The sequence below is a fragment of the Nocardia barduliensis genome, assembly GCF_013315795.1.
GTDB lineage: Bacteria > Actinomycetota > Actinomycetes > Mycobacteriales > Mycobacteriaceae > Nocardia > Nocardia barduliensis.
In genome coordinates, this window is sequence record NZ_JABLTE010000122.1 from 1 (window position 1) to 20,235 (window position 20,235).

The window sequence follows — 20,235 nt, forward strand, 5'->3', positions numbered from 1 at the left end:
CCCTATGCACCACAGGGGACGTAGGGACGTGCTGGGGCACCGACGGATCGGGAGAGGGTAACGCCCCGGCACCAGGGTGTGGTGCCGGGGCCGAGGTTCACTTCACGGGAGTGGGCATGGGCGAGTTGATCGTGCTGAAGTACATGATCGCCGCGCCGACGGCGACGGGTGCCGTCACCAGGATCTGGCCCGCGACCGTGCCGAGGGCGCCGACGGCGACGATGCCGCCGAGGCAGCCGACGGCGGCGGCCGGGATGAACGGGCCGAACATGCCGACGATGGTGGCGGCGGCGACGGTCGCTCCGGCGATGCCGCCGAGGACGCAGCCGACCGACGCGCCGCCGATGCCGCCGACCAGGGTGCCGATGGTGGCGCCCATGGAGATGGTGCTGGTCATGCGGGACCAGGCAGCCTGTTCACGGTCGTACTCGGTCTTCCACGGGGCTTTGTCCTCGAACGGTAGGGCGACCGGCTTGTAGCTGGCGTGAGCGAGATCGAACTGCGGGGTCAACGTCGCGGTGCGTTCGGAAATCTCCGCGGCGATGGGGAATTCGAACTCGTCGACCCGGAAGGTCAAGGGCGCGCCCGCGACGACGGTGCCGTCGGCGGCCTTCACCTTCAGCACTTGGTCCTCGACCACCAGCGAGCCGGAATCGGTGGTGATGACACTTTCGGTCTCGGTGGCGTGGGCCGTGAAGCCGACAGCCTCGGCGGTCGCGGCGTCGGTGGACGTGGTCTCGACGGACGTGCTGTCCGCCGGAGCGACCTCGGCGGAACCGGTGCCCGCGGCGATGCTCACAGCAGCGGTCGTGAACGCGGCGGCTAGGGCTAGTTTGGTGATCTGCACTGAGAATCCTTGGTTTCGAAGGCATGGCGAAGCGACGGCCATACCAATGACGTTCGGTAGGTCGTGGGTGCAACGGGACTGCGCCCGCCGATGTGCGATTAAGCGGTGGCGCGCAACCGTCCGACGGAGCCGATCAGCACGTCGATCGCGAGGAAGGCGAGCAGGCTTACGCCGACCAGCGGGACGAACCAGCCGACCACCAGCGCGGCGGCCACCAGCGGCACGACCAGCCACAGCGAGGTCTTGCGCAACGCGCCGCGCGGCGGAGTGCGGCCCAGGGCGAACCGGCCCGCGTCCCGGGTCGGCCGCCTGCGCCACCACATCAGGTAGCCGCGCACGACCACGGTGATCAGTCCGATCATCGCGGCGAGCAGCAGCAGCTGATTGAGCAGCCCGAACATCAGGCCCATGTGGAACTGGATGCCCCAGTTGGTGAGCTTGGCCATCAACGGCCAGTCCGCATAGGGCAGACGATCGGTGACGGCCCCGGTCGCACCGTCGAGGGCGACCGAGTCGACGGTGTAGGTGCCCGGCATCCGGCGTTCCTTCACCGCGAACGCCTTACCCGGCGCGGCCGGGACGGCGATCTCCACCGCCTGGGTGAGGCCTTCGGCACGGGCGGTGGCGTACACCCGATCCAGCTGGGTGATCTGTTCGGCCGAGTCGGCGGGCGCGTGCTCCGTGTGGCCGCCGCCGTGGTGATCGGAGCTCGAATCCGGTTCGGAGGCGACGGCTCCGGGCAGTGCGGTGCTGACCGCCGGTGTCGTCCAGTTGAACTGCTCACGCACTTCGGTGATGTTCGCACCCGCGTAGGCCGACCAGGTCATCCCGGTCGCCGACAGCAGCAGCGCCAGCGGAAGCACCCACATCCCGACCGCACCGTGCCAGTTGAGGGTGCGCCCTCGCGCGCGCTGCGAACGGTCCGCGGCCAACAGCCAGCCCCATCCGTTGCGGGCCCGGCGGCCGCGTACCCGGCGGACCCAGAGGACCAGACCGGCCAGCGCCACGATCCACAGCCAGGACGCGGCCAGTTCGCTGTAGAGCCGACCGGGCTCGCCCAGGTGCAGGTCCCGATGCAATTGATCGATCCAGGTACGCATCGGCAGCGCCCCCGAACTGCCGTAGACGACGGAATCGCCCACGGGCTGCGCGGTATACGGGTTGACGAACACCGCACGCCGCTCGGATTCGCCCAGCGACGGGTCGCTGAAGAGCACCCGGGTGGTGTCCTCGGCGCCCGCGGCCGGGGCAACGGCGACAAGTGGCAGGTCCGGCCGCACGGCGACGGCCGCGCCGACCTGCTCCGACAGCGGCTTCGGAGTTCCGCTCTGGGTGACGGTCAGCAGGTCACGCGACGCGATCGACTCCAGAGTCGGCGATATCGCGTAGAGCGCGCCGGTGACGGCGGCGATGAGGATGAACGGCCCGACGAACACCCCTGCGTAGAAGTGCAGCCGCATGGCCAGCGCGTACAGGCTGTTGCGCACGGTGGTCCGGCGTGGGCCAGGGGAGTCCGACGGCTCCGGTAAGTCGGCGTCGGAAGAGATTGTCTCTGTTGTACTCACGGTCGTTTCGTTTCTGACGGCGGGACCCGGATGGGGCGCGAACCGTTGTCCCTGCGAGCCGCGCGCCGGCGCATACGCACGGACGGATGCCACGAATTCGTGCGGTGCGTAGTGAACGCGGGCGAGGAGTGTGGTCTCGCCGCGGCACGCGGAAGGATGGTTCGCGACCCGGACTACGGCGTCGCGTCGGCACGCTCAGGCGTGGGCACGAAAGTGCCGGACGACGCGGTAGCGCACGGTGAAATGCCGTGGCGGTGAGCAACACTCACGCCACGCCGTGCACCGGGTGTGGGAAGATTCAGAGAACGACCGCGAGCGGCGGAGCCCGTGTGCGCAGCGCCTCGGTGGCGAACACACGCAGGACGACTCGGTCGCGATGGACCGTCCGCAAAGGAGCGCGGTCCGCGACGACAGGCGGGGTATGCCGCAGCGGAAGGACGCGGCGCAGCACCGCCGTCCCGATCCGGTAGGCAGCCTCCGCGCCCCGGATCACGATGGCGGCCGCGACCGCCGCGCACACATGCGCGAGGAGCATGGCCGGAGTCAACTGAGCGTCACCGTGATGCAGGTGGCCCGAGCCGATGCCCATGGTGAAGTGACCGAGCAGCTGTCCGCCGACCAGCGCCGCGACCAGCCCGGCCGACGTGTCGCGCAGCGGGGCCAGACCCGCCACCAACGCGCCGATCACGGCCGACGCGGCGGCGAGCAGCGCCAGTGCGGTGGTATCCGGCAGCATGCCGCCGGAAGCCCAACCGTGCGCCGCGACCGAAACGGCCCCCGAGATCGCACCGGCCGAGCCACCGCGCACCCGCGCGACGGCGCCGCGACGTACCGCGGCAGACCGGTCGAACTCGTAACTCACCCGCTGATGATAGCCGACCGATTGCACGCGATTGACCGCATCGGCCTGCGCCGACCGACGGTGCGACGTGCGGTTTCCAGGTGGAGATACCCGGTCTCCCGGGCCGGGCGGCGAGCGCTCCGCCCGGAAGACCTCGGACGCGCGCCGCTCAGTCCGCGTCGACCTCCATCTCGATCAGCGGCTTGCGCAGCAGCTTGCCCGTCGCGTTGCGGGGCAGCTCGTCGAGGAAGACCACCTCGCGCGGGACCTTGTACCGGGCCAGGTTCGCCTTGACGTAGTCCTTGATCTCCTGCGGATCCCGCTTGGAATCGGGACCGGGAACGACGAACGCGCGCAGCCGCTTGCCGAATTCCCGATCGTCCACGCCGACCACCGCGGCCTCGAAGATGTCGTCGCGGCCCGCGATGAGGTTCTCCACCTCGAGCGGGAAGACGTTCTCGCCGCCGGAGACGATCATGTCGTCGTCGCGGCCGTCGATGTACAGCAGGCCGTCGGAGTCGAAATGCCCCACGTCGCCGCTGGACATCATGCCGTCGACGACCTCCTTGGTGCGGCCGTCGGTGTAGCCGGTGAAGGCGAAGCCGTTGTCCACGAAGATGGTGCCGGTGACGTTCGGCTCGGTGATCGGCTTGCGGTTCTCGTCCAGCAGCACGATCCGGATGCCGACCGGAGCCTTGCCCGCCGTGGTCGGCGCCTTGCGCAGGTCCTCGGGGGTCGCGACGGTCATGACGGCGCACTCGGTGGAGCCGTAGAGGTTGTAGAGGCTGTCGTTGAAGTGGTCCAGCGTGCGGGTCACCACGTCCGGCGCGATGGCCGAGCCCGCCGCGAAGATCACCTTGATGCTGCTGACGTCGTACTTCGACAGCACGTCGTCACCGAGGTCCAGGATGCGTTGCAGCATGGTCGGCACCACGACCAGCGAATCCGCCTTGTATTTCGCGATATTGGCCAGTGTCAGCTCGGGGTTGAAGCGGCGCTGCTGGAAGATCACCCGGTTGCCCAGCGCGAGACCGAGGGTGAACTGGGACAGGCCGGTGCCGTGGAAGATCGGCGCAGCCATGATCATGGTGCCGTTGTTGGGCAGCGGCACCCGATCGACGAACTGCGCGGAGGCGAACGGGCTCACCCGATCCCGCGGCGCGCCCTTCGGGGTGCCGGTGGTGCCGCTGGTCAGGATGATCATGCCGCCGGGCTTCGCGGGGGCGGGCAGCGGCGCGCCGGACTGCCCGGCGATCAGCGAGTCGATCGTGGCAATCGCGGGGTCGGCGTTGTCCTTCTCGTCCACCCAGGTCAGGATGCGCGGGATCGCGGCGGGGATGGCGCTCATCAAATCGATGAACTCGCTGTCGTGCAGCACCGCCTTGACCTGCTCACGCTCGGCCACGTCGGCGAACTGCGGCTTGGCGAACCCGGTGTTCATCAGCACGCCGCGCACGCCGAGCTTGCCGGCGGCCAGCAGGCTCAGCACCATGCCGCGGTGATCGCGCGCCAGGATGGCCACCACGTCACCGGGATTGATGCCCTTGTTCTGCAAGCCGCGGGCCAGCGCGTTGGACTGCTCGTTGAGCTGGCCGAAGGTCAGCTCACCGCGTTCGTCGACGATCGCCGCGGCATCCGGCCTGGTCTGCGCGGCGTGCATGACGACGCCGGCGAACGGACCGAACTTCAAGATGTTGAACGCCGACCGCGCCGCGTGATCGGGGCGCAGCGGATTGAACAGCCGCCGCTTGACCATCACGTTCACGCCAAGGGCCAGATCACCCGCCTTGCGGGCGGTGCCACCGAGCGCGGGGAGGGAAAGAGACATCGACGACAACCTTCCGACGGTGCCACCCGGTGATCCCCCGAGTGGTGCGAACCGCAATTGCGAGTGCCAGTGCGGTGCCAACCCTAGCAAGCTCATGTAACCGGATGTGTCACGTATCTCAGTGCGACGTACCCGCGGGTAACGGGGTGAGTCCGGGACTCACCCCGCCCGTCGATCAGGCCTGAACCTCGTAGTCCACCAGCACACGACGCAGCAGCTTGCCGGTCGCGTTGCGCGGCAGGTCGTCGAGGAAGACCACATCGCGCGGCACCTTGTAGCGCGCCAGGTTGTTCTTGACGTAAGCCTTGATCTCCTCGCCGTCAGGCGACTGGCCCGGTTCGGGAACGACGAAGGCGCGCAACCGCTTCCCGAACTCCACGTCGTCCACGCCGACCACGGCGACGTCGAAGACGTCGGGCCGCTCCAGCAGCAGGTTCTCCACCTCCTGCGGGAAGACGTTCTCGCCGCCGGAGACGATCATGTCGTCGTCTCGGCCGTCCACCATGAGCAGGCCGTTCTCATCGAAGTGGCCCACGTCGCCGCTGGACATGTAGCCGTCGATGATCTGCTTGTGCCTGCCGTCGGTGTAGCCCTCGAACGGCGCGCCGCTGCGGATGAAGATGCGGCCCGTGGTGTTGACGGCGGTGACGCGCTGGTCGTTTTCGTCGTAGAGCCGCACCTCGCAGGTGATCGGCGCGCGCCCGACGGTGCCGGGTGCGAGGGTGAGGTCCTCCGGGGTGCCCACGGTCGCGACGGCGCACTCGGTCGAGCCGTACAGGTTGTAGAGCACCGGGCCGAACGCCTCGGTGGCCTTGATGGTGAGTTCGGGGGACAGCGCCGAACCGGCCAGCACGATCGCCTTCAGCGAGGACGTGTCGTACTTCGCCCGGATCGCCGGATCCAGCTCGACCATCCGGTGCAGCATGGTGGGCACCGCGACCAGCATGTCGGCCTGGTGCTCGGCGACCATGGCCAGCGTCGCCTCCGCGTCGAACCGGCGGCGCACCACCACCTTGTTGGACAGGGCCGCCCCGACCAGCCAGGTGGCCAGACCGGTGCTGTGGAAGATCGGCGAGACGATCACCTGGGTGCCGCGCCGCGGGAAGGGGATGCGGTCGACCAGCTGCGCCGTGGACAGCGGAGTGACCTTGGTGCGCGGCGCGCCCTTCGGCAGGCCGGTGGTGCCGCTGGTCAGGATGATGAAGCCGCCGGGCTTGCTCGGCGCGGGCAGCGGCTCGGTGGAGTTGGCGGCGACGAGGTCGTCGAGCGTCTGCGCGCCTGCGGGCAGTGCGGTGCCCTCGTCGACCCAGGTGAGGTAGCGCGGCAGGTCGGCGGGCAGCGCGTCGAGCAGGCCGAGGAACTCACTGTCGTGCAGCACCGCCTTGACCTTCTCGCGCGCGCAGACCTCGGCGAACTGCGGCTTGGCGAAACCGGTGTTCATCAGCGCGACCCGGACGCCGAGCTTGCCCGCGGCGGCCATGGCCAGGATCAGGCCACGGTGATCGCGCGCGAGGACGCCGATCACCATCCCCTCGGTGATGCCCGCCGACTGCAATCCGCGTGCGATCGCCGTCGATCGATCGTCCAGCTCGCGGTAGGTCAGCGGGCCCGCCTCGTCCACGATGCCCGGCGCGTCCGGGGCCACGCGCGCGGAGTGCCGGATCAGCGTCGCCTGCGGGCCGAGGATGCGCGATTCCTTCATCGTCCGCAGTGTCTCCAGCGGCCGCTTCGGATCGGTGACACCCCGGCTGCGCAGCACCCCTAGCGCCTTCACGGCCTCCAGCTTGTGGGCCAAAGTCATGTCGAAAAACCTCCACAAAACCCTCGCTTCGGTCCTCGACCTAGCGAACCGGTACGGCGTGTTGACTTGCCACCGTAGCAGTGCGGAGTGTGACAGGTCACAACTAAAACGGACAAATCCGTCTCGTTTGGGTTGCGTCCGCCGCAGGTGAGGGGCGGTTCTCCGGCCGATTCGGCTTTTTCGCCCGCAGTTACCCGCCGGTAGGGATAACCTCGCAACGTCTCGAAGACCGCTCGAAGGGAGACGCGGCCAATGTCCGATCCGACGGATCGTGAACCGTTCATCGACATCCCCGGCGACCTGCCCGGCATCCGGGGTCTGTTCGCCTTCAAACCCGAAACCGGCGAGGCGCTGAGCGAATTCGCGCAGACGCTGCTGCGCGGGACTTCTCCGCTGACCCCGGGCGAGCGCGAGACCATCGCCGCGTACGTGTCGTCGCGCAACCGGACCTACTTCTGCACGCAATCCCACGCGGCGACCGCGGCGGTGCTGGTCGACGGCGGTCGTGACCTGATCGATGCGGTCATCGCGGATGTGGAGTCCGCCGCCATCGATCCGAAACTCCGCGCGCTGTTGCGGATCGCGGACAAGGTGCGCCAGTCGGGGCTGGAGGTGACCGCGGAGGACGTCGAGAACGCGCGCGCCGCGGGCGCCGAGGACGAGGACATCCACGACGCGGTGCTGGTCGCGTCCGCATTCTGCATGTTCAACCGCTACGTCGACGGCCTGGCGACGGTCGCGCCCCTGGAACGGGCGACCTACGAGCAGATCGGTGGCCTGCTCGCCACCGCCGGGTACGTCGCCGCCGCAGCGGCGCCCGACTCAGCGCCGGGCGCTGGCCAGGGCGACCAGTAGGGGCACCACCCGGGCGGCGGGGACCTCGAATCGCCCGCGGCCCGCGGTGTGCAGCCAGCCGACCGCGGCCAGCTGACGCAGGTGGTGGTAGATCTGGCCGGAGGTGCCGACGCCGTCCACCCCGGCCAGTTCGGCGGCGGTTCTGCGCCCGCCCATGATCTCGCGCAGCAGGCGCAGCCGGACCGGGCTGCCCAGTGCGGCAAGGCATTCCGCGGTCTCGGCCCAGTCGTCCTCGATGAGGTCGCCGGTGGTGAACCGGGCCTGCCATTCGCGCTGCTGATCGTTGGGCAGGCGGACCGATCCGGCGAAGACGACCCCGCCGTCGGGCTCGTCCGCCGCCGCGAACTCGTCTTGCAGACGGGTCACCGCCCACTGCTCGGTGGCTGCCGGGAGGATCTCCGGCCGCACTTTCTCTTCCAGCTCGCTGAGCCGCCGCTCCAGCTCGGCGACTCGGTCTTCCAGACTCACGAACGCAAAAGCTACGGAATCAGGAAATCTCCGACAAACCGAAGGCTCCGGTCCCCGCGGCGGCGGGAGCCGGAGCCTTCGCGCTCAGTTGTAGACGGCGCCGAACGACGGCACCGATATCGTGCCCAGCCGGTAGGCGTATCCGTCCGGGTGCACGTCGCTCACCGGCACCGACCAGCGGTGCCACAGCGATCCGTACACCGCGGCGACCACCGGCCCCGCGCCGGTGTCCAGGGCGCGGGTGCGAATGGTGGTGTCCACCGGAACGTCGTTGTGTTCGTAGAGCAGTTCGGTGCCGCTGCGTCCGTTGGCCAAGTTGATCCACAGCACCTCGAGCTTCGCGCCGCCCTGATTCGGCGAGATGGTTCCCGGCCCGCCGAAGAACCCGAACCGGAATCCGTCCACGCCCAACGCGATGCCGGACCCGTAGACGCCCGGCCCCTCACCCCGGCCGATATCCGACTGTGCCGGAATCTGGAACGGCTGTGCAGGCAAGGCCACCTGCCCGGCCCGGGTGAGCTGCCCGGAGGCGACCAGCCGATCCACCGCCTGCTCGGCGGCCGGATTCCCGGCCGCGGCGATACGCAATCTCTCGGCGGCGACGGCCCAATCCACCGTGGCAGGCTGCGCGGCGGCGTGTCCGGCGAAAGGCGCCACGAATACCGCGGAAGCGGCGAAAACGGTAGCGAGGCGGCGCGTGAAACTCATTCGTTGCATAACCAGTTCTCCTCGAAGTTTTCTGGTACAGCTCGAGTGAAATACGTCCGCTGATTCATCGATCCAGCGACAGGGCGATAGGCTGCCTGGTCGGGAGCGGGACTGTCCAGGGGTGAGCGCCGAATGGCGTGATCATGTCATTGACTCATCGACGCAGCGGCTCGCTCATCAGCCGGGGCGAGTATACGGATTCCAGCGGCCGCAGCGGTTTTCGGCCGCAGCGAGAACGGGCCGACGACCGAGTTCGACGCTCACGGCCCCCTATCATGGCGCAAGCGTTTCAGCCCAGGGCGGGGGCCTCCACAGTGCCTCGTCGATAAAAACCGTTCCGTATGGTCTGGGCGAGGGTAGTGTGGGTTCCGAGGCGACCGCCGGATCGGCGGCGGCGGCGACCGTATCTGACGGTATGCCACCCATTCGGGCGTCATCGATCGCAAGTGAGCGGAGAATCCAGAAATGCATCGAAGTAACGGGCACCCTTTGTTCAGTCATCCGGCGGAGCCCGCCGAGGTCGACGCGCCTGTCCACGGCGTGGTTCGTCTGCCCGTATTCAGCGACGTCGTCGCCGCGGCGCCCGCCGTGGCGACCGACGAAGCGGGATCGGTCGAACCCGGCGGCGATTAGTGCATCCGGCCGGCCGGGCATGGGACCTGGGGTACGCCGCCGGCTGGCGGCTGGTGCGCGCCTTGCCGGAACCGTTGGCCGTCCGCCTCTTCGACGCGGGAGCCGACCGCGCGGGCCGCAACGGTGGGCCGAACCAGTTGCGCCGCAACCTCGCCCGAGTCTTGGGCACCGCACCCGACGAGGTGCCGCAGCCGCTGGTCCGGGCGAGCCTGCGCTCCTATGCCCGTTACTGGCGCGAAGCCTTTCGGCTGCCGTCGATGGACCCGGTGCGACTGGCCGACACCATCGAATCCTCGGCCACCGGGCTCGAACACATCCACCGAGCGGTCGAACGCGGCACCGGTGCCGTGCTCGCCCTCCCGCACAGCGGCAACTGGGACCTGGCGGGAGTCTGGCTGGTGCAGCGCGTGGGCTCGCCAACCGTCGTCGCGGAGCGGCTCGCGCCGGAATCGTTGTTCCAGCGCTTCGTCCGCTTCCGCGAAAGCCTCGGATTCGAGATCATCCCGCTCACCGGCACCGCGTCGCCGCCGTTCCCGCAGCTGATCGCCCGGATCCGGCAGGGGCGGGTAGTCGGTCTGCTCGGTGAGCGCGACCTGTCGGGCCGGGGCGTACCGGTCACCTTCTTCGGTGAACCGGCTCGGCTGCCGGCCGGTCCGGCGCGGCTGGCGATCGACACCGGCGCGCCGCTGCTTCCCGTGCACTGCTGGTTCACCCCCGGCGGATGGGGCTTCCACGTCGGCGCCCCCATCGACACCAGCGGCGGAGTGCGCGATACCACCCAGGCGCTGGCCGATAGATTTGCCGCGGGTATCGCCGCGCACCCCGCCGACTGGCACATGCTCCAGCCGCTCTGGACGGCAGACTTCACCGCTGACCAGCTCGCTCGCCACGCCGCGAACCGGCCGGACTGAACCGTTCCGCTGTCGAAGCGTGTCGGTCCACACGTCATTCGTGGCTCCGGAAACGAGAATCCGGTGCGAGTCCGAGAAGCTCGCACCGGATTCCCCGCGTGGGATCGCCTAGTTCGGCGTCACTTCAGCTCGGCACTGGTCTTGCCCAGAACCCGCCGCGCCACGATGAGCTGCTGGATCTGCTGGGTGCCTTCGAAGATGTCCAGGATCTTGGAGTCGCGGCCCCACTTCTCCAGCAGGGTGCGCTGCGAGTAACCGATCGCGCCGGCCAGTTCGACGGACTTCAGGGTGACGTCGGTGCCGGTGCGGCCCGCCTTCGCCTTCGACATGGATGCCTCGAGCGAGTTCGGCTTCTTGTTGTCGGCCATCCACGCCGCGCGCAGGGCCAGCAGGTAGGCAGCCTCGTAATCGGCTTCCATCCGCAGGAATTCGGCGGCGGCGGCGTGCTGGTTGTTGACCGGGGTGTCGTAGGAGATCGTCACGCCCGCCGCGGTCAGGATCGAGCGCAGTTCTTCCAGCGCGGCGCGGGCGACGCCGATCGCCATCGCGGCGACGAGCGGGCGGGTGTTGTCGAAGGTCTGCATGACCCCGGCAAAGCCCTTCTCCACGTTGACTTCCGGGCTGCCGAGGATGTTGTCCTTCGGAATCCGGCAGTCCTGCAACAGCAGCACGGCGGTGTCGGAGGCCTTGATGCCGAGCTTGTGCTCGAGCCGCGCCACCGAGAGGCCGGGAGCGTCGCGCGGCACGACGAACGACTTGATCGCCGCACGCCCGAGGCTCTTGTCCACCGTCGCCCACACCACGATGTGGGTGGAACGCTGGCCCGCCGTGACGAAGATCTTCTCGCCGTTGAGCACCCACTCGTCGCCGTCGAGCACGGCGGTGGTGGACACGGCGGCGGAGTCGGAGCCGAAGGACGGCTCGGTGATCGCCATCGAGGCCCACACCTTGCCGAAGCGCTCGAGCTGCTCGTCGGTGGCGACGGCGGCGATGGCCGCGTTGCCCAGGCCTTGGTAGGGGATCGACAACATGAGGCCGACATCGCCCCACGAGGTCTCCAGCGCGTTCAGCAGCGCGGACATGTTGCCGCCGTTGGTGTTTCCGAGCAGCTCGGTGGCGTGGCGGTCGCTGTCGCTGTCGTCGGAACGGCCACCGGCGGCGCCGCCGATCTTCTGGGTGCCCGAGTCGGCCAGACCCTCGACCATGGCGGCCATGGTGTCCAGCTCGACCGGGTAGTCGTGTTCGGCGAGGTCGTACTTGCGCGAGATCGGGCGGAAGATCTCCTGCGCGACCTGGTGCGCCTGGTTCGCGCTGGCCCGCAGCTTCTTGGGGAGTTCGAGGTTGATCATGGGGAGGTCTCCTGGAAAACGGAACGGGCCGGTTAGATGAGCACGACACCTTCGGCGACGCCGATGGCCCGCAGATCGCGGTACCAGCGCTCGACCGGGTGTTCCTTGGTGAAGCCGTGACCGCCGAGCAGCTGCACGCCGTCGAGGCCGATCTGCATGCCCTTGTCGGTGGCGAGCTTCCTGGCCAGGGCCGCCTCCCGCCCGAAGGACAGGCCCTGCTCGGCACGGGAAGCGCCGCGCAGGGTGACCAGCCGCAGCCCGTCGAGTTCGATCGCGATGTTGGCGACCATGAACGCCACCGCCTGGCGGTGCGAGATCGGCTCGCCGAACGCTTCGCGCTCGTTGACGTACGGGATCACGTAGTCCAGCACGGCCTTACCGGTGCCCGCGGCGAGCGAAGCCCAGCCGAGCCGGGCCAGGCGCACCGCGTCGGCGTACTCCTCGGCACGGGCGGCGGCGTCACCGTCGCCCAGGATGGCGTCGGCGCCGACCGCGACGTTGTCCAGGATCAGCCGGCCCAGGCCGGCGGCGCGCAGACCCATGCTCGGGTCGGCCTCCACCACCAGGCCGGGCGCGTCCGACTCGACGATGAACAGCGCCGGGCGACCGTCGAGTTCGGCGGCGACCAGGAACAGCTCGGCGTCGGCCGCGGCGGGCACCAGGCTCTTCACACCCGAGAGGCGGTAGCCGCTCGGCGAGCGCACCGCCTTGGTGTCGAGGGCGAACGGGTCGAACAGGGCGCGCGGCTCGCTGATCACGACCGAGGCCTGCGGCACGTTCTCCCCGGTGAACGACGGCAGGTAGGTCTTCTGCTGCGCGTCGCTGCCCCACTGCGCGAGGGCGACCGCGACGCCGCTGGGCGCCAGGATGGGCAGGGCCAGACCCATGTCGCCGTGCGCGAGCGCCTCGGCGACCAGCGCGTTGGTCACCGCGCCGCGCTCGGAGGCCGCACCCTCGAGTTCCTCGGGGACGTTGATCAAGGTGATGCCGAGTTCGGCGGCGCGCTCGAGCAGGTCGCGCGGCGCCTCGGCGGCGTTGTCGGCCTCGTAGGCGGCCGGTCGCAGGATCTCGGCGGCGAATTCCCGCACCGTCTCGACGATCATCTGCTGCTCGTCGGTGGGCGTCAGGTCGAAGAAATCCTTGTTCTTCGCCTCGTTGGAGGCCAGGCGCTTCGGCGCACCCGTGCCCGCGACCTTGGCGAAGGCGCGCGTCGCGGCGCCGAGCGTGCGGAAGCCGGTCTTGGTGCCCTCGTAGGTGACGCGCTCGATCGGCTTGCGCAGGTTGTACTTCTCGGCGAGTTCGGACCCGGTAAGGGTCGTCATGACCCGCATCGCCGCGCCCATCCAATCCCGCTTGGGTTGGTTCAGGCCGACCGCGGACGTGTCTGGACGTCGCGTCGTTGCGCTGTCTCGAGTGCTCATCATCACCTGTTTTCTCGGATGGTTCGGTGCGGTCTGTCCCCAGCTATCTTACTCCTGAGTAAGGCTATCTTACTGCTGAGTAAGAACGGCGTCGAGGGGCAGCATACGCAAGGAATCCCCGCCTTGCTGGACAAGTGCCCAAAGTCGTGCCGGACTCGCGCGACGGCGGCATCGGGTGGGGACCGGCCGTGCGGGAACGGTGGCCCCCATGACGACGGTGTGGCGGCGAACCTCCTGGTAGCCGCGCCAGGTGAGATGCGGTCGGCGGGTCGGTCGACAGCGTTGCCGTGATTACAATCCGACGCATGTCAGGGATCTTCGACTGGGCCCGGCCGGACAACGTGCAGCCCGAGCCGATCACGGTCGACATCTGGCGCGAGCTTCCCGATGAATTCTGCCGATTGGTGGAGGTGGTGAACGGGGACGCGGTCCGATGCGAATCACCGACCAGTGCCCATCAGAAAGCCATCCATCGACTGCTGGCGATGCTGGAAGCGGCGGCCCGCGAATACATGGCCGAAGACCCGTCGGCGTGTCTGGACGCCAATCATGATTTCGACGTGGTGCTCTGGGAAGTGCCTCGAGCGACGATTCGACGTCCCGACATCGCACTATTCGAATGCGTACCGGCGGATGTGCGACCGATGCCCGCACGCCATCTGAAGATCGCCGTCGAGGTCATCTCGCCCAGTCATGTCAAAACGGACCGGCTCGAGAAGATGGGCGAGTACGCGGCCGCCGGAATCCCGTGGTACTGGCTGGTCAGCGTGTCCGACACCGAGGTGACCTCCATCGAGACCTTCGGCCTCGACCACAGCGTCGGCCATTACCGGCTCGCTCGTGTGCTGAAGCCGCAAACCGCGTTCGCCGTCGACCTGCCGATCCGGATACAGCTCGACTGGGACCAGTTGACCGACCTCGTGCTGTGAGGTTCTCGCAGGACGGCTCCGCGGCGACCCGGTCGAGCCGGTGGCACGGCGCCACCGGCTCGGGCGATCACTCGCGCACGTAGTAGCGCAGCGTCGCGTATGCCGTGATCGCCGCGAAGACGACGCCGACCGGGGCGATGACCAGCGCGGTCATCGCGATGTCGTCGCCGGTGATCCGTGGGAACACCTTGCTGGCGAACAGGTCGCCGAGGGCGCGGTCGATCACCAGCGGGCGGGCGATGAGCAGGCCGATCATCGCGAGCAACGAACCGGCCAGCGCGGCGGCCACGGCCTCGAGCAGGAACGGCAGCTGGGTATACCAGCGGGTCGCGCCGACCAGCCGCATGATGCCGACCTCGGTGCGCCGGGTGAACGCGGCGATCTGCACCATGTTCGCGATCAGCATCACCGCGGCCAGCGCCTGCAGCACCGCCAGGCCGAACGCCGCGTTGCGCAAACCGTCGAACAAGCTGACCAGCCGGTCCACGATGTCCTTGTCGTTGCGCACCATGCCGACGCCGGGGCGGTCGTAGAACTTCTCGTAGATCGTGGGGTAGAGCTCCGCGTTCTCCATCTTCACGCGCAGCGATGCGGGCAGCGGCGTCTCGCTGACGTACTTGGCCAGTTCCGGCTGGTCCTTGAAGGTCTTCTCCTTGGCCTCCCGGACCGCCTCCTCCCGGTTGAGGAACTGGACCGCCTCCACGCCGCTGGTCGCCTTCAGATCGGCCATGAGCACCCGGCACGGGTCCTGCGAGCAGTCCGGGTCGTTGGCCGAGACGTCCTCGGTGAGGTACAGCCGCACCTCGAGCCGGTCCAGGAAGTACTGCTCGGTCTTGTCCGCGATGCGCACCGCCAGCAGGCCGCCACCGAGCATGGTGAGCGAGACCGCGGTGGTCAGGATCATCGCGATGGTCATCGTGACGTTGCGGCGCAGGCCCGCGAGGACCTCGCCGAAGAGGAAGCTCGCGCGCATTACCGGCCCACCCCGTAGACGCCCGTCGCCTCGTCTCGCACCAGGCGCCCGTGATCGAGCTCCACCACCCGCCTGCGCATCGCGTCGACGATGTGGTTGTCGTGGGTGGCCATCACCACCGTGGTGCCGATGCGGTTGATCCGCTCCAGCAGCATCATGATGTCGCCGCTGGTGTCGGGATCGAGGTTGCCGGTCGGTTCGTCGGCCAGCAGCACCAGCGGCCGGTTCACGAACGCCCGCGCGATCGCCACCCGCTGCTGCTCGCCACCGGAGAGCTCGGTCGGCAGCCGATCGGCCTTGCCGCCGAGGCCGACCATGTCGAGCACCTCGGGGACGGTGCGGTCGATGAACTGGCGCCGCTTGCCGATCACCTCCAGCGCGAACGCGACGTTCTGGTACACGGTCTTCTGCTGGAGCAGCCGGAAGTCCTGGAAGACGCACCCGATGCGCTGGCGCAGCTTGGGCACCTTGCGACCGGGCAAACGGTCGACCCGGAAGTCGGCGACTTTGATCTCGCCCGCGGTGGGCGTCTCCTCCTTCAGCAGCAACCGCATGAAGGTCGACTTACCCGAGCCGGACGGTCCGATGATGAAGACGAACTCGCCCTTGCCCACATCGACGGTGATGTTGTCCAGCGCGGGTCGCGTCGAGGTCTTGTACGCCTTGGTCACGTTCCGCATGGTGATCACGGGGAGCCAGTGTAACCAGCAACCAGGTGCGGCCTGCGTCGTCAACCGTGGGTGACAGCCCGGCGCCGACTCGCCCCGCCCGGCTCAGCGGTCCGGCGTGTCCGTGAACACCGCTGCGGGAACGGCATTGACCAGGGTGGCAGGCGCGGTGCTCGTTTCGTCCGGTTTGACGAAGACGTACAGCACGAACGTGGCAACCCAGGTTGTCAACAGGATCGCGGTGGATTTACGTGGTCTCACTGATTCCCTCCCGGCGCAGCGCCGCGGCGACTCGCACCCGCAGCTCGCGTCCGACTTCGAACTGTTTACCCGGCAACGTCCGGGCAACCATCCGGATGTTCATTTGGTCTACGGTGAGGTCTTCCACACCCATGACGGTGGGCTCGTCGAGCAGCAGCGGCTTCAGGCGAGCGTCTTCGTACGCCTTCGTGCCCACCTCGTGCAGGATCTCGTTGACCCTGGTGATGTCGGCGCTCGCGGCCACCGGCACGTCGATCGCGGCGCGTGCCCAATCCTTCGACAGATTCGTGACTTTCACGATCTGGCCGTTGGGCACCGTGATCACTTCACCGTCCGCGTTGCGCAGCGTGGTGATCCGCAGCGTGACGTCCTCGACCGTACCCTCCGCCTGGTCCGCGGCTCCAGTCACCGCGATGCGGACCACATCGCCGAATCCGTACTGCCGCTCGGTGATCAGGAAGAAGCCTGCGAGGATGTCCTGGACGATGCGCTGCGCGCCGAAACCGAGCGCGGCGCCGAGCACCGCGGCGGGCGCGACCAACCCGGTCACCGCGAAGCCGAGCCGCCGCAGCACCTCCATGGTGATCAGCACGTACACGATGGTCAGCACCACCCAGGTGATCACCTGTGCCAACGCGTGGCGGTGCTTGGCCGCCTCGGTGCGCACCAGCGCGTCACTGCTGCGGAAGCCCGCGTCGATCTTGCGGGTGACCCGGTCCCTGACGTAGGTGGCGAACCGGCTGAACAGGATGGCCCCGAGGACGAGCAGCACGACCTCCAGGCCGGAACCGCGTAGCCAGGTGGTGAAACCGGTGGACGCGATCGCCTGGATCTCCGCGACATTCATCTAGCTCGCCTGCTCTCGCATTCTCCAGCGGATACCCGACTCGATGAACCCGTCGATGTCCCCGTCGAGCACCGCCGACGGGTTGTTGACCTCGTAATTGGTCCGCAGATCCTTGACCATCTGATACGGGTGCAGCACGTAGGAGCGCATCTGATTGCCCCAGGACGCGCCCTCGTTGGTCTTCAGCGCGTCCATCTCGGCGCGCTCTTCCTGCCGCTTGCGCTCCAGCAGCTTGGCCTGCAGCACCCGCATGGCCGAGATCTTGTTCTGCAGCTGGGACTTCTCGTTCTGGCAGGTGACCACGATGCCGGTGGGCAGGTGGGTGATGCGGACCGCGGAGTCGGTCGTGTTGACGCTCTGGCCACCCGGGCCGGAGGAGCGGTACACGTCGACGCGGATCTCCGTCTCCGGCACCTCGATGTGGTCGGTGGTCTCGACCACGGGTAGCACCTCGACTTCGGCGAAGGAGGTCTGGCGACGGCCCTGGTTGTCGAACGGACTGATCCGCACCAGCCGGTGCGTGCCCATCTCCACCGACAGCGTGCCGTAGGCGTAGGGCGTCTTCACTGCGAAGGTGGCGCTCTTGATGCCCGCTTCTTCGGCGTAGGAGGTGTCGTAGACCTCCACCCCGTACTTGTGCCGGTCGGCCCAGCGGATGTACATGCGCATCAGCATCTCCGCCCAGTCGGCGGCGTCCACGCCACCGGCGCCGGAGCGGATGTTGACCAGCGCGTCGCGCTTGTCGTACTCGCCCGACAGCAGCGTGCGGACCTCCATCGCCTCCACGTCGCTGTGCAGCGCGGCGCGCTCGGCGTCGGCCTCGGCGAGCGCGGTGGTCCTTGCCTCGCCCTCTTCGTCCTCGGCCAGTTCGTAGAGCACCGGCAGGTCGTCGAGCCGCTGGCGCAGCTCCTCCACCCGGCGCAACTCGCCTTGGGCGTGGGACAGCTCACTGGTGACCCGCTGGGCGTGGTCCTGGTCGTTCCACAGGTCGGGGTCGGCGGCCTGATGCTCGAGCTCGTCGATACGACGGCGCAGCTCGTCGATGTCGAGGACCGATTCGACCGTCTTCAAGGTGGCGTCGAGTTCGGCGAGATCAGCGGAAACGTCAGGATGCACGATGGTCAAGCCTAGCTGCCCCTCTGCGCGGGCAGTACACGAGTGCGCGCCGGATGAGCGGGAACGTCATCGGCACGGGGTGGTGACGCCGTACGCGGGCCGCGCGGACGGATCGCCGGGACGTCACGCACTCGCTTCGCGCCCCGCGACGGGCGGGTGAACTGTGACGGACGCCTCATGGGTCATTACCCTAAACGGCGACCGGGCTTGGCGCAGTTGGTGATTGGAATTCGGGGCGGAGGTGACCACTCCGCCGTGCGGTGGGTGGCCGCCGAGCCCGACCGGTCGTTCTGCCCTCCCGGCGAATCGGGGTCGATGCGGGCGGTGTGTCGAACTCCACTCGTTCCGCACGTGGTTCGCCGCCCGCTCAGCCCGAGACCGCGTGCAGTCCGCCCGGGCGGCGTCCGTCGAGTGCGTCGAGCGCGGCGGCGGTGGCGTCGTCGGCGGGCAAGTAGACGATCACCCGCTGATCGTCGTCGGCGGACAGTTCGAGCGACTCGTAGGCCAGGCGCAGGGGACCGGCCTCGGGGTGCACCAGACGGGTGACGCCGGTGGCGGCGGCCAAGCTCGGCACGGTGTCGACGCGATGGGCGAAGGCCGGGCCCACGGTGACGGTGAACTCGTCGGCGAGGGCGGCGATGTGCGGGTCGGCGCGGAACGGGCCCTGTTTCAGCGTGGCGACCGTCTGGTCGGCGACGTGTTCCCAGTCCGCGTAGAGATCCCGCGCGCCGGGCAGGCAGAAGACGAAACGCGCCAGGTTCGGCGGGGTATGCGGTCCGTCGAAGAGACCGGTCGGCGCCATCAGCCGGTGGTAGCCGTCGGTGTAGGCGAGAACTTCGGTGAGGCGGTTGACCACCACCGCGGGCGCCGGTTCGAGTCGAGCCAGGATCGCGCGCACCGTCGGCCGCACCTCGCGCAGCGGCTGCGCGTCGCCCATACAGGTGAACCCGCTGTCCACCGACTTGCTCAGCCGGTGCAGATGGATGCGCTCGGCGGGGCTCAGGCGCAGCGCGTCGGCGAGCGCGGACAGCACCGGAGGCGAAGGATGCCGGTCGCGACCTTGCTCGAGGCGAGTGACGTACTCCACGCTCACACCGGCCAGGGTGGCCAGTTCGGCGCGGCGCAACCCGGGGGTGCGCCGCCGTGCACCGGCGGCCAGGCCGACCTGGGCGGGCGTCACCGCTTCGCGGCGGGTGCGCAGGAAGAGCCCGAGTTCGTTGTCGCTCACCCGTCGAACCTAACAAGGCGAAACGCCGCGAGGGTGTCCCTGTCACTACCACTCTTACGGCGGTCTCCCTGCCCGGCGCGACGCGCAGCAGATTGGATCCGGCGGCCCGTCGGGTCGCCCTGGGATCCGAGGAGAGACAGCATGTCCGACACCCCACTGAAGCTCGCGGTGATCATCGGCAGCGTCCGGGAGGGACGCTTCGGACCGGTCGTGGCGTCGTGGTTCACCGAACAGGCGCGGCGGCACGGTTCGTTCGAGGTGGACGTCATCGATCTGGCCGAGGCGCACCTGCCGCTGGACCTGCCCGCGGTGCCTCCGGCGCTGGATCCGAATCCGCCGCGCCCGGACGGCATGGCGGAACTCACCCGGCGGCTCGACGCGGCGGATGCGTTCGTCATCGTCACCCCGGACTACAACCGCAGCGTCCCCGCCTCGCTCAAGGCCGCCATCGACTGGCATTTCACCCAGTGGGATGCCAAGGCGATCGGCTTCGTCGGCTACAGCGGGGCCTCCGGCGGCCTGCTGGCGATCGAGCACCTGCGGCAGATCTTCAACGAACTCAACGCCCACACGGTGCGCAATTATGTGTCGTTCCCGCGCTACTACCTGCTCTTCGACGACGAGGGCCGGTTGCGGGAGCCCGAAGAGCCCGCGTCCGCCGCGACGGCGATGCTCGACCAGCTGCACTGGTGGGCGAGCGCGTTGGCCGCGGCCCGGTCGTTGGAGACCGTGGGGTGAGCTCGGAGGGTGTGGTGTGAGCGCTGGGTCGATCGTCGCGCGGCGGGAGGCCGCCGAGTGTGGTCCGGCGTGGGACGGGCGGCTCATTCGGTTGTGTTCATCGGCGGCGAAGGCGGACGCCGCCGACTCATCCGAGTCCTTCGCGTGAACGAGGTGTCGGCTCGGTAGCGCGCTGCCGCCGGGACGGAAAAGGGTTCGGGCGGCAGCGCGCTACCGAGCCGACACCTCGTTCACGCGAAGGACTCGGA

Annotated in this window: 20 protein-coding genes; 5 read left to right on the forward strand and 15 right to left on the reverse strand. The window is 68.7% G+C overall.

Features of this window, described 5'->3' with window-relative positions; genetic code table 11:
* Positions 1 to 97: 97 nt before the first annotated feature.
* From HOV91_RS33240 to HOV91_RS33260, 5 genes are all read right to left on the reverse strand, one after another.
* Positions 98 to 847: a DUF8020 domain-containing protein gene (locus HOV91_RS33240; protein ID WP_174189225.1), complete on the reverse strand. Its 750-nt coding sequence runs from the start codon at positions 845 to 847 to the stop codon at positions 98 to 100.
* A gap of 98 nt (positions 848 to 945) precedes the next feature.
* On the reverse strand, positions 946 to 2,412 hold the full coding sequence (locus HOV91_RS33245) for a PepSY-associated TM helix domain-containing protein (protein ID WP_174189226.1): 1,467 nt from the start codon (positions 2,410 to 2,412) through the stop codon (positions 946 to 948).
* A 298-nt stretch (positions 2,413 to 2,710) separates the two neighbouring features.
* A complete protein-coding gene (locus HOV91_RS33250) occupies positions 2,711 to 3,274 on the reverse strand; it encodes a hypothetical protein (protein ID WP_174189227.1) in 564 nt (187 codons plus the stop codon).
* 148 nt (positions 3,275 to 3,422) lie between these two features.
* Positions 3,423 to 5,081 carry an acyl-CoA synthetase gene (locus HOV91_RS33255; protein ID WP_174189228.1) on the reverse strand — a complete coding sequence of 553 codons (1,659 nt, stop codon included), beginning with the start codon at positions 5,079 to 5,081 and terminating at the stop codon, positions 3,423 to 3,425.
* A gap of 175 nt (positions 5,082 to 5,256) precedes the next feature.
* A complete protein-coding gene (locus tag HOV91_RS33260) occupies positions 5,257 to 6,882 on the reverse strand; it encodes an acyl-CoA synthetase (protein WP_174189229.1) in 1,626 nt (541 codons plus the stop codon).
* A gap of 252 nt (positions 6,883 to 7,134) precedes the next feature.
* Here HOV91_RS33260 and HOV91_RS33265 point away from each other — a divergent pair, with 252 nt between their 5' ends.
* Positions 7,135 to 7,737, forward strand: coding sequence for a carboxymuconolactone decarboxylase family protein (locus HOV91_RS33265; RefSeq protein ID WP_174189230.1), 603 nt, complete (start codon positions 7,135 to 7,137; stop codon positions 7,735 to 7,737).
* Here HOV91_RS33265 and HOV91_RS33270 read toward each other — a convergent pair.
* Together HOV91_RS33270 and HOV91_RS33275 are read right to left on the reverse strand one after the other, a co-directional pair.
* Complete coding sequence (locus tag HOV91_RS33270) at positions 7,705 to 8,205, reverse strand: ArsR/SmtB family transcription factor (RefSeq protein ID WP_174189231.1); 501 nt, start codon at positions 8,203 to 8,205, stop codon at positions 7,705 to 7,707. The genes HOV91_RS33265 and HOV91_RS33270 overlap by 33 nt on opposite strands.
* Positions 8,206 to 8,289: 84 nt before the next feature.
* Positions 8,290 to 8,922, reverse strand: coding sequence for a hypothetical protein (locus HOV91_RS33275; RefSeq protein WP_174189232.1), 633 nt, complete (start codon positions 8,920 to 8,922; stop codon positions 8,290 to 8,292).
* A 456-nt stretch (positions 8,923 to 9,378) separates the two neighbouring features.
* On the opposite strand from HOV91_RS33275, the gene HOV91_RS33280 reads away from it, so the two are divergent.
* Positions 9,379 to 9,546, forward strand: coding sequence for a hypothetical protein (locus tag HOV91_RS33280; RefSeq protein ID WP_174189233.1), 168 nt, complete (start codon positions 9,379 to 9,381; stop codon positions 9,544 to 9,546).
* Positions 9,546 to 10,457 carry a phosphatidylinositol mannoside acyltransferase gene (locus HOV91_RS33285; protein WP_174189234.1) on the forward strand — a complete coding sequence of 304 codons (912 nt, stop codon included), beginning with the start codon at positions 9,546 to 9,548 and terminating at the stop codon, positions 10,455 to 10,457. The genes HOV91_RS33280 and HOV91_RS33285 overlap by 1 nt, the downstream gene beginning before the upstream one ends.
* Before the next feature lie 119 nt (positions 10,458 to 10,576).
* On the opposite strand, the gene HOV91_RS33290 is transcribed toward HOV91_RS33285, so the two are convergent.
* Positions 10,577 to 11,806: an acyl-CoA dehydrogenase family protein gene (locus HOV91_RS33290; protein WP_174189235.1), complete on the reverse strand. Its 1,230-nt coding sequence runs from the start codon at positions 11,804 to 11,806 to the stop codon at positions 10,577 to 10,579.
* Positions 11,807 to 11,838: 32 nt separating this feature from the next.
* Positions 11,839 to 13,233: an acyl-CoA dehydrogenase family protein gene (locus tag HOV91_RS33295; RefSeq protein ID WP_438822716.1), complete on the reverse strand. Its 1,395-nt coding sequence runs from the start codon at positions 13,231 to 13,233 to the stop codon at positions 11,839 to 11,841.
* A 299-nt stretch (positions 13,234 to 13,532) separates the two neighbouring features.
* Between HOV91_RS33295 and HOV91_RS33300 the strand changes: the two genes are divergently transcribed.
* Complete coding sequence (locus tag HOV91_RS33300; protein WP_174189237.1) at positions 13,533 to 14,156, forward strand: Uma2 family endonuclease; 624 nt, start codon at positions 13,533 to 13,535, stop codon at positions 14,154 to 14,156.
* A 67-nt stretch (positions 14,157 to 14,223) separates the two neighbouring features.
* Here the strand turns inward: HOV91_RS33300 and ftsX are convergent, their stop codons facing one another.
* The 6 genes from ftsX to HOV91_RS33330 form a co-directional block, all read right to left on the reverse strand.
* Positions 14,224 to 15,129: a permease-like cell division protein FtsX gene (gene ftsX / locus HOV91_RS33305; protein WP_174189238.1), complete on the reverse strand. Its 906-nt coding sequence runs from the start codon at positions 15,127 to 15,129 to the stop codon at positions 14,224 to 14,226.
* Positions 15,129 to 15,818 carry a cell division ATP-binding protein FtsE gene (gene ftsE, locus HOV91_RS33310; RefSeq protein ID WP_174189239.1) on the reverse strand — a complete coding sequence of 230 codons (690 nt, stop codon included), beginning with the start codon at positions 15,816 to 15,818 and terminating at the stop codon, positions 15,129 to 15,131. The genes ftsX and ftsE overlap by 1 nt, the downstream gene beginning before the upstream one ends.
* Positions 15,819 to 15,902: 84 nt before the next feature.
* Entirely contained in the window at positions 15,903 to 16,058 is a 156-nt protein-coding gene (locus HOV91_RS33315) for an Rv3103c transmembrane domain-containing protein (protein WP_174189224.1), read from the reverse strand.
* Positions 16,045 to 16,905 carry a mechanosensitive ion channel family protein gene (locus HOV91_RS33320; protein WP_174189240.1) on the reverse strand — a complete coding sequence of 287 codons (861 nt, stop codon included), beginning with the start codon at positions 16,903 to 16,905 and terminating at the stop codon, positions 16,045 to 16,047. Before HOV91_RS33320 ends, HOV91_RS33315 begins: the two co-directional genes overlap by 14 nt.
* The gene (prfB, locus tag HOV91_RS33325; protein ID WP_174189241.1) at positions 16,906 to 18,021 is read right to left on the reverse strand and encodes a peptide chain release factor 2; all 1,116 of its coding nucleotides are present in this window, start codon (positions 18,019 to 18,021) and stop codon (positions 16,906 to 16,908) included.
* Between the two features lie 367 nt (positions 18,022 to 18,388).
* Positions 18,389 to 19,249, reverse strand: a complete 861-nt coding sequence (locus tag HOV91_RS33330; RefSeq protein ID WP_174189242.1) for a helix-turn-helix transcriptional regulator — start codon at positions 19,247 to 19,249, stop codon at positions 18,389 to 18,391.
* A gap of 141 nt (positions 19,250 to 19,390) precedes the next feature.
* Here HOV91_RS33330 and HOV91_RS33335 point away from each other — a divergent pair, with 141 nt between their 5' ends.
* Positions 19,391 to 19,987 carry an NADPH-dependent FMN reductase gene (locus tag HOV91_RS33335; RefSeq protein WP_174189243.1) on the forward strand — a complete coding sequence of 199 codons (597 nt, stop codon included), beginning with the start codon at positions 19,391 to 19,393 and terminating at the stop codon, positions 19,985 to 19,987.
* The last annotated feature ends 248 nt before the right edge of the window (positions 19,988 to 20,235 follow it).

What these genes read in the sequence shown, in the direction of transcription:
- HOV91_RS33320 (WP_174189240.1), bottom strand. Translation starts at nt 16,905, where the DNA reads ATGAATGTCGCGGAGATCCAGGCGATCGCGTCCACCGGTTTCACCACC.
- HOV91_RS33265 (WP_174189230.1), top strand. Translation starts at nt 7,135, where the DNA reads ATGTCCGATCCGACGGATCGTGAACCGTTCATCGACATCCCCGGCGAC.
- HOV91_RS33300 (WP_174189237.1), top strand. Translation starts at nt 13,533, where the DNA reads ATGTCAGGGATCTTCGACTGGGCCCGGCCGGACAACGTGCAGCCCGAG.
- HOV91_RS33275 (WP_174189232.1), bottom strand. Translation starts at nt 8,922, where the DNA reads ATGCAACGAATGAGTTTCACGCGCCGCCTCGCTACCGTTTTCGCCGCT.
- HOV91_RS33255 (WP_174189228.1), bottom strand. Translation starts at nt 5,081, where the DNA reads ATGTCTCTTTCCCTCCCCGCGCTCGGTGGCACCGCCCGCAAGGCGGGT.
- HOV91_RS33335 (WP_174189243.1), top strand. Translation starts at nt 19,391, where the DNA reads ATGTCCGACACCCCACTGAAGCTCGCGGTGATCATCGGCAGCGTCCGG.
- ftsX (WP_174189238.1), bottom strand. Translation starts at nt 15,129, where the DNA reads ATGCGCGCGAGCTTCCTCTTCGGCGAGGTCCTCGCGGGCCTGCGCCGC.
- HOV91_RS33280 (WP_174189233.1), top strand. Translation starts at nt 9,379, where the DNA reads ATGCATCGAAGTAACGGGCACCCTTTGTTCAGTCATCCGGCGGAGCCC.
- HOV91_RS33290 (WP_174189235.1), bottom strand. Translation starts at nt 11,806, where the DNA reads ATGATCAACCTCGAACTCCCCAAGAAGCTGCGGGCCAGCGCGAACCAG.
- HOV91_RS33260 (WP_174189229.1), bottom strand. Translation starts at nt 6,882, where the DNA reads ATGACTTTGGCCCACAAGCTGGAGGCCGTGAAGGCGCTAGGGGTGCTG.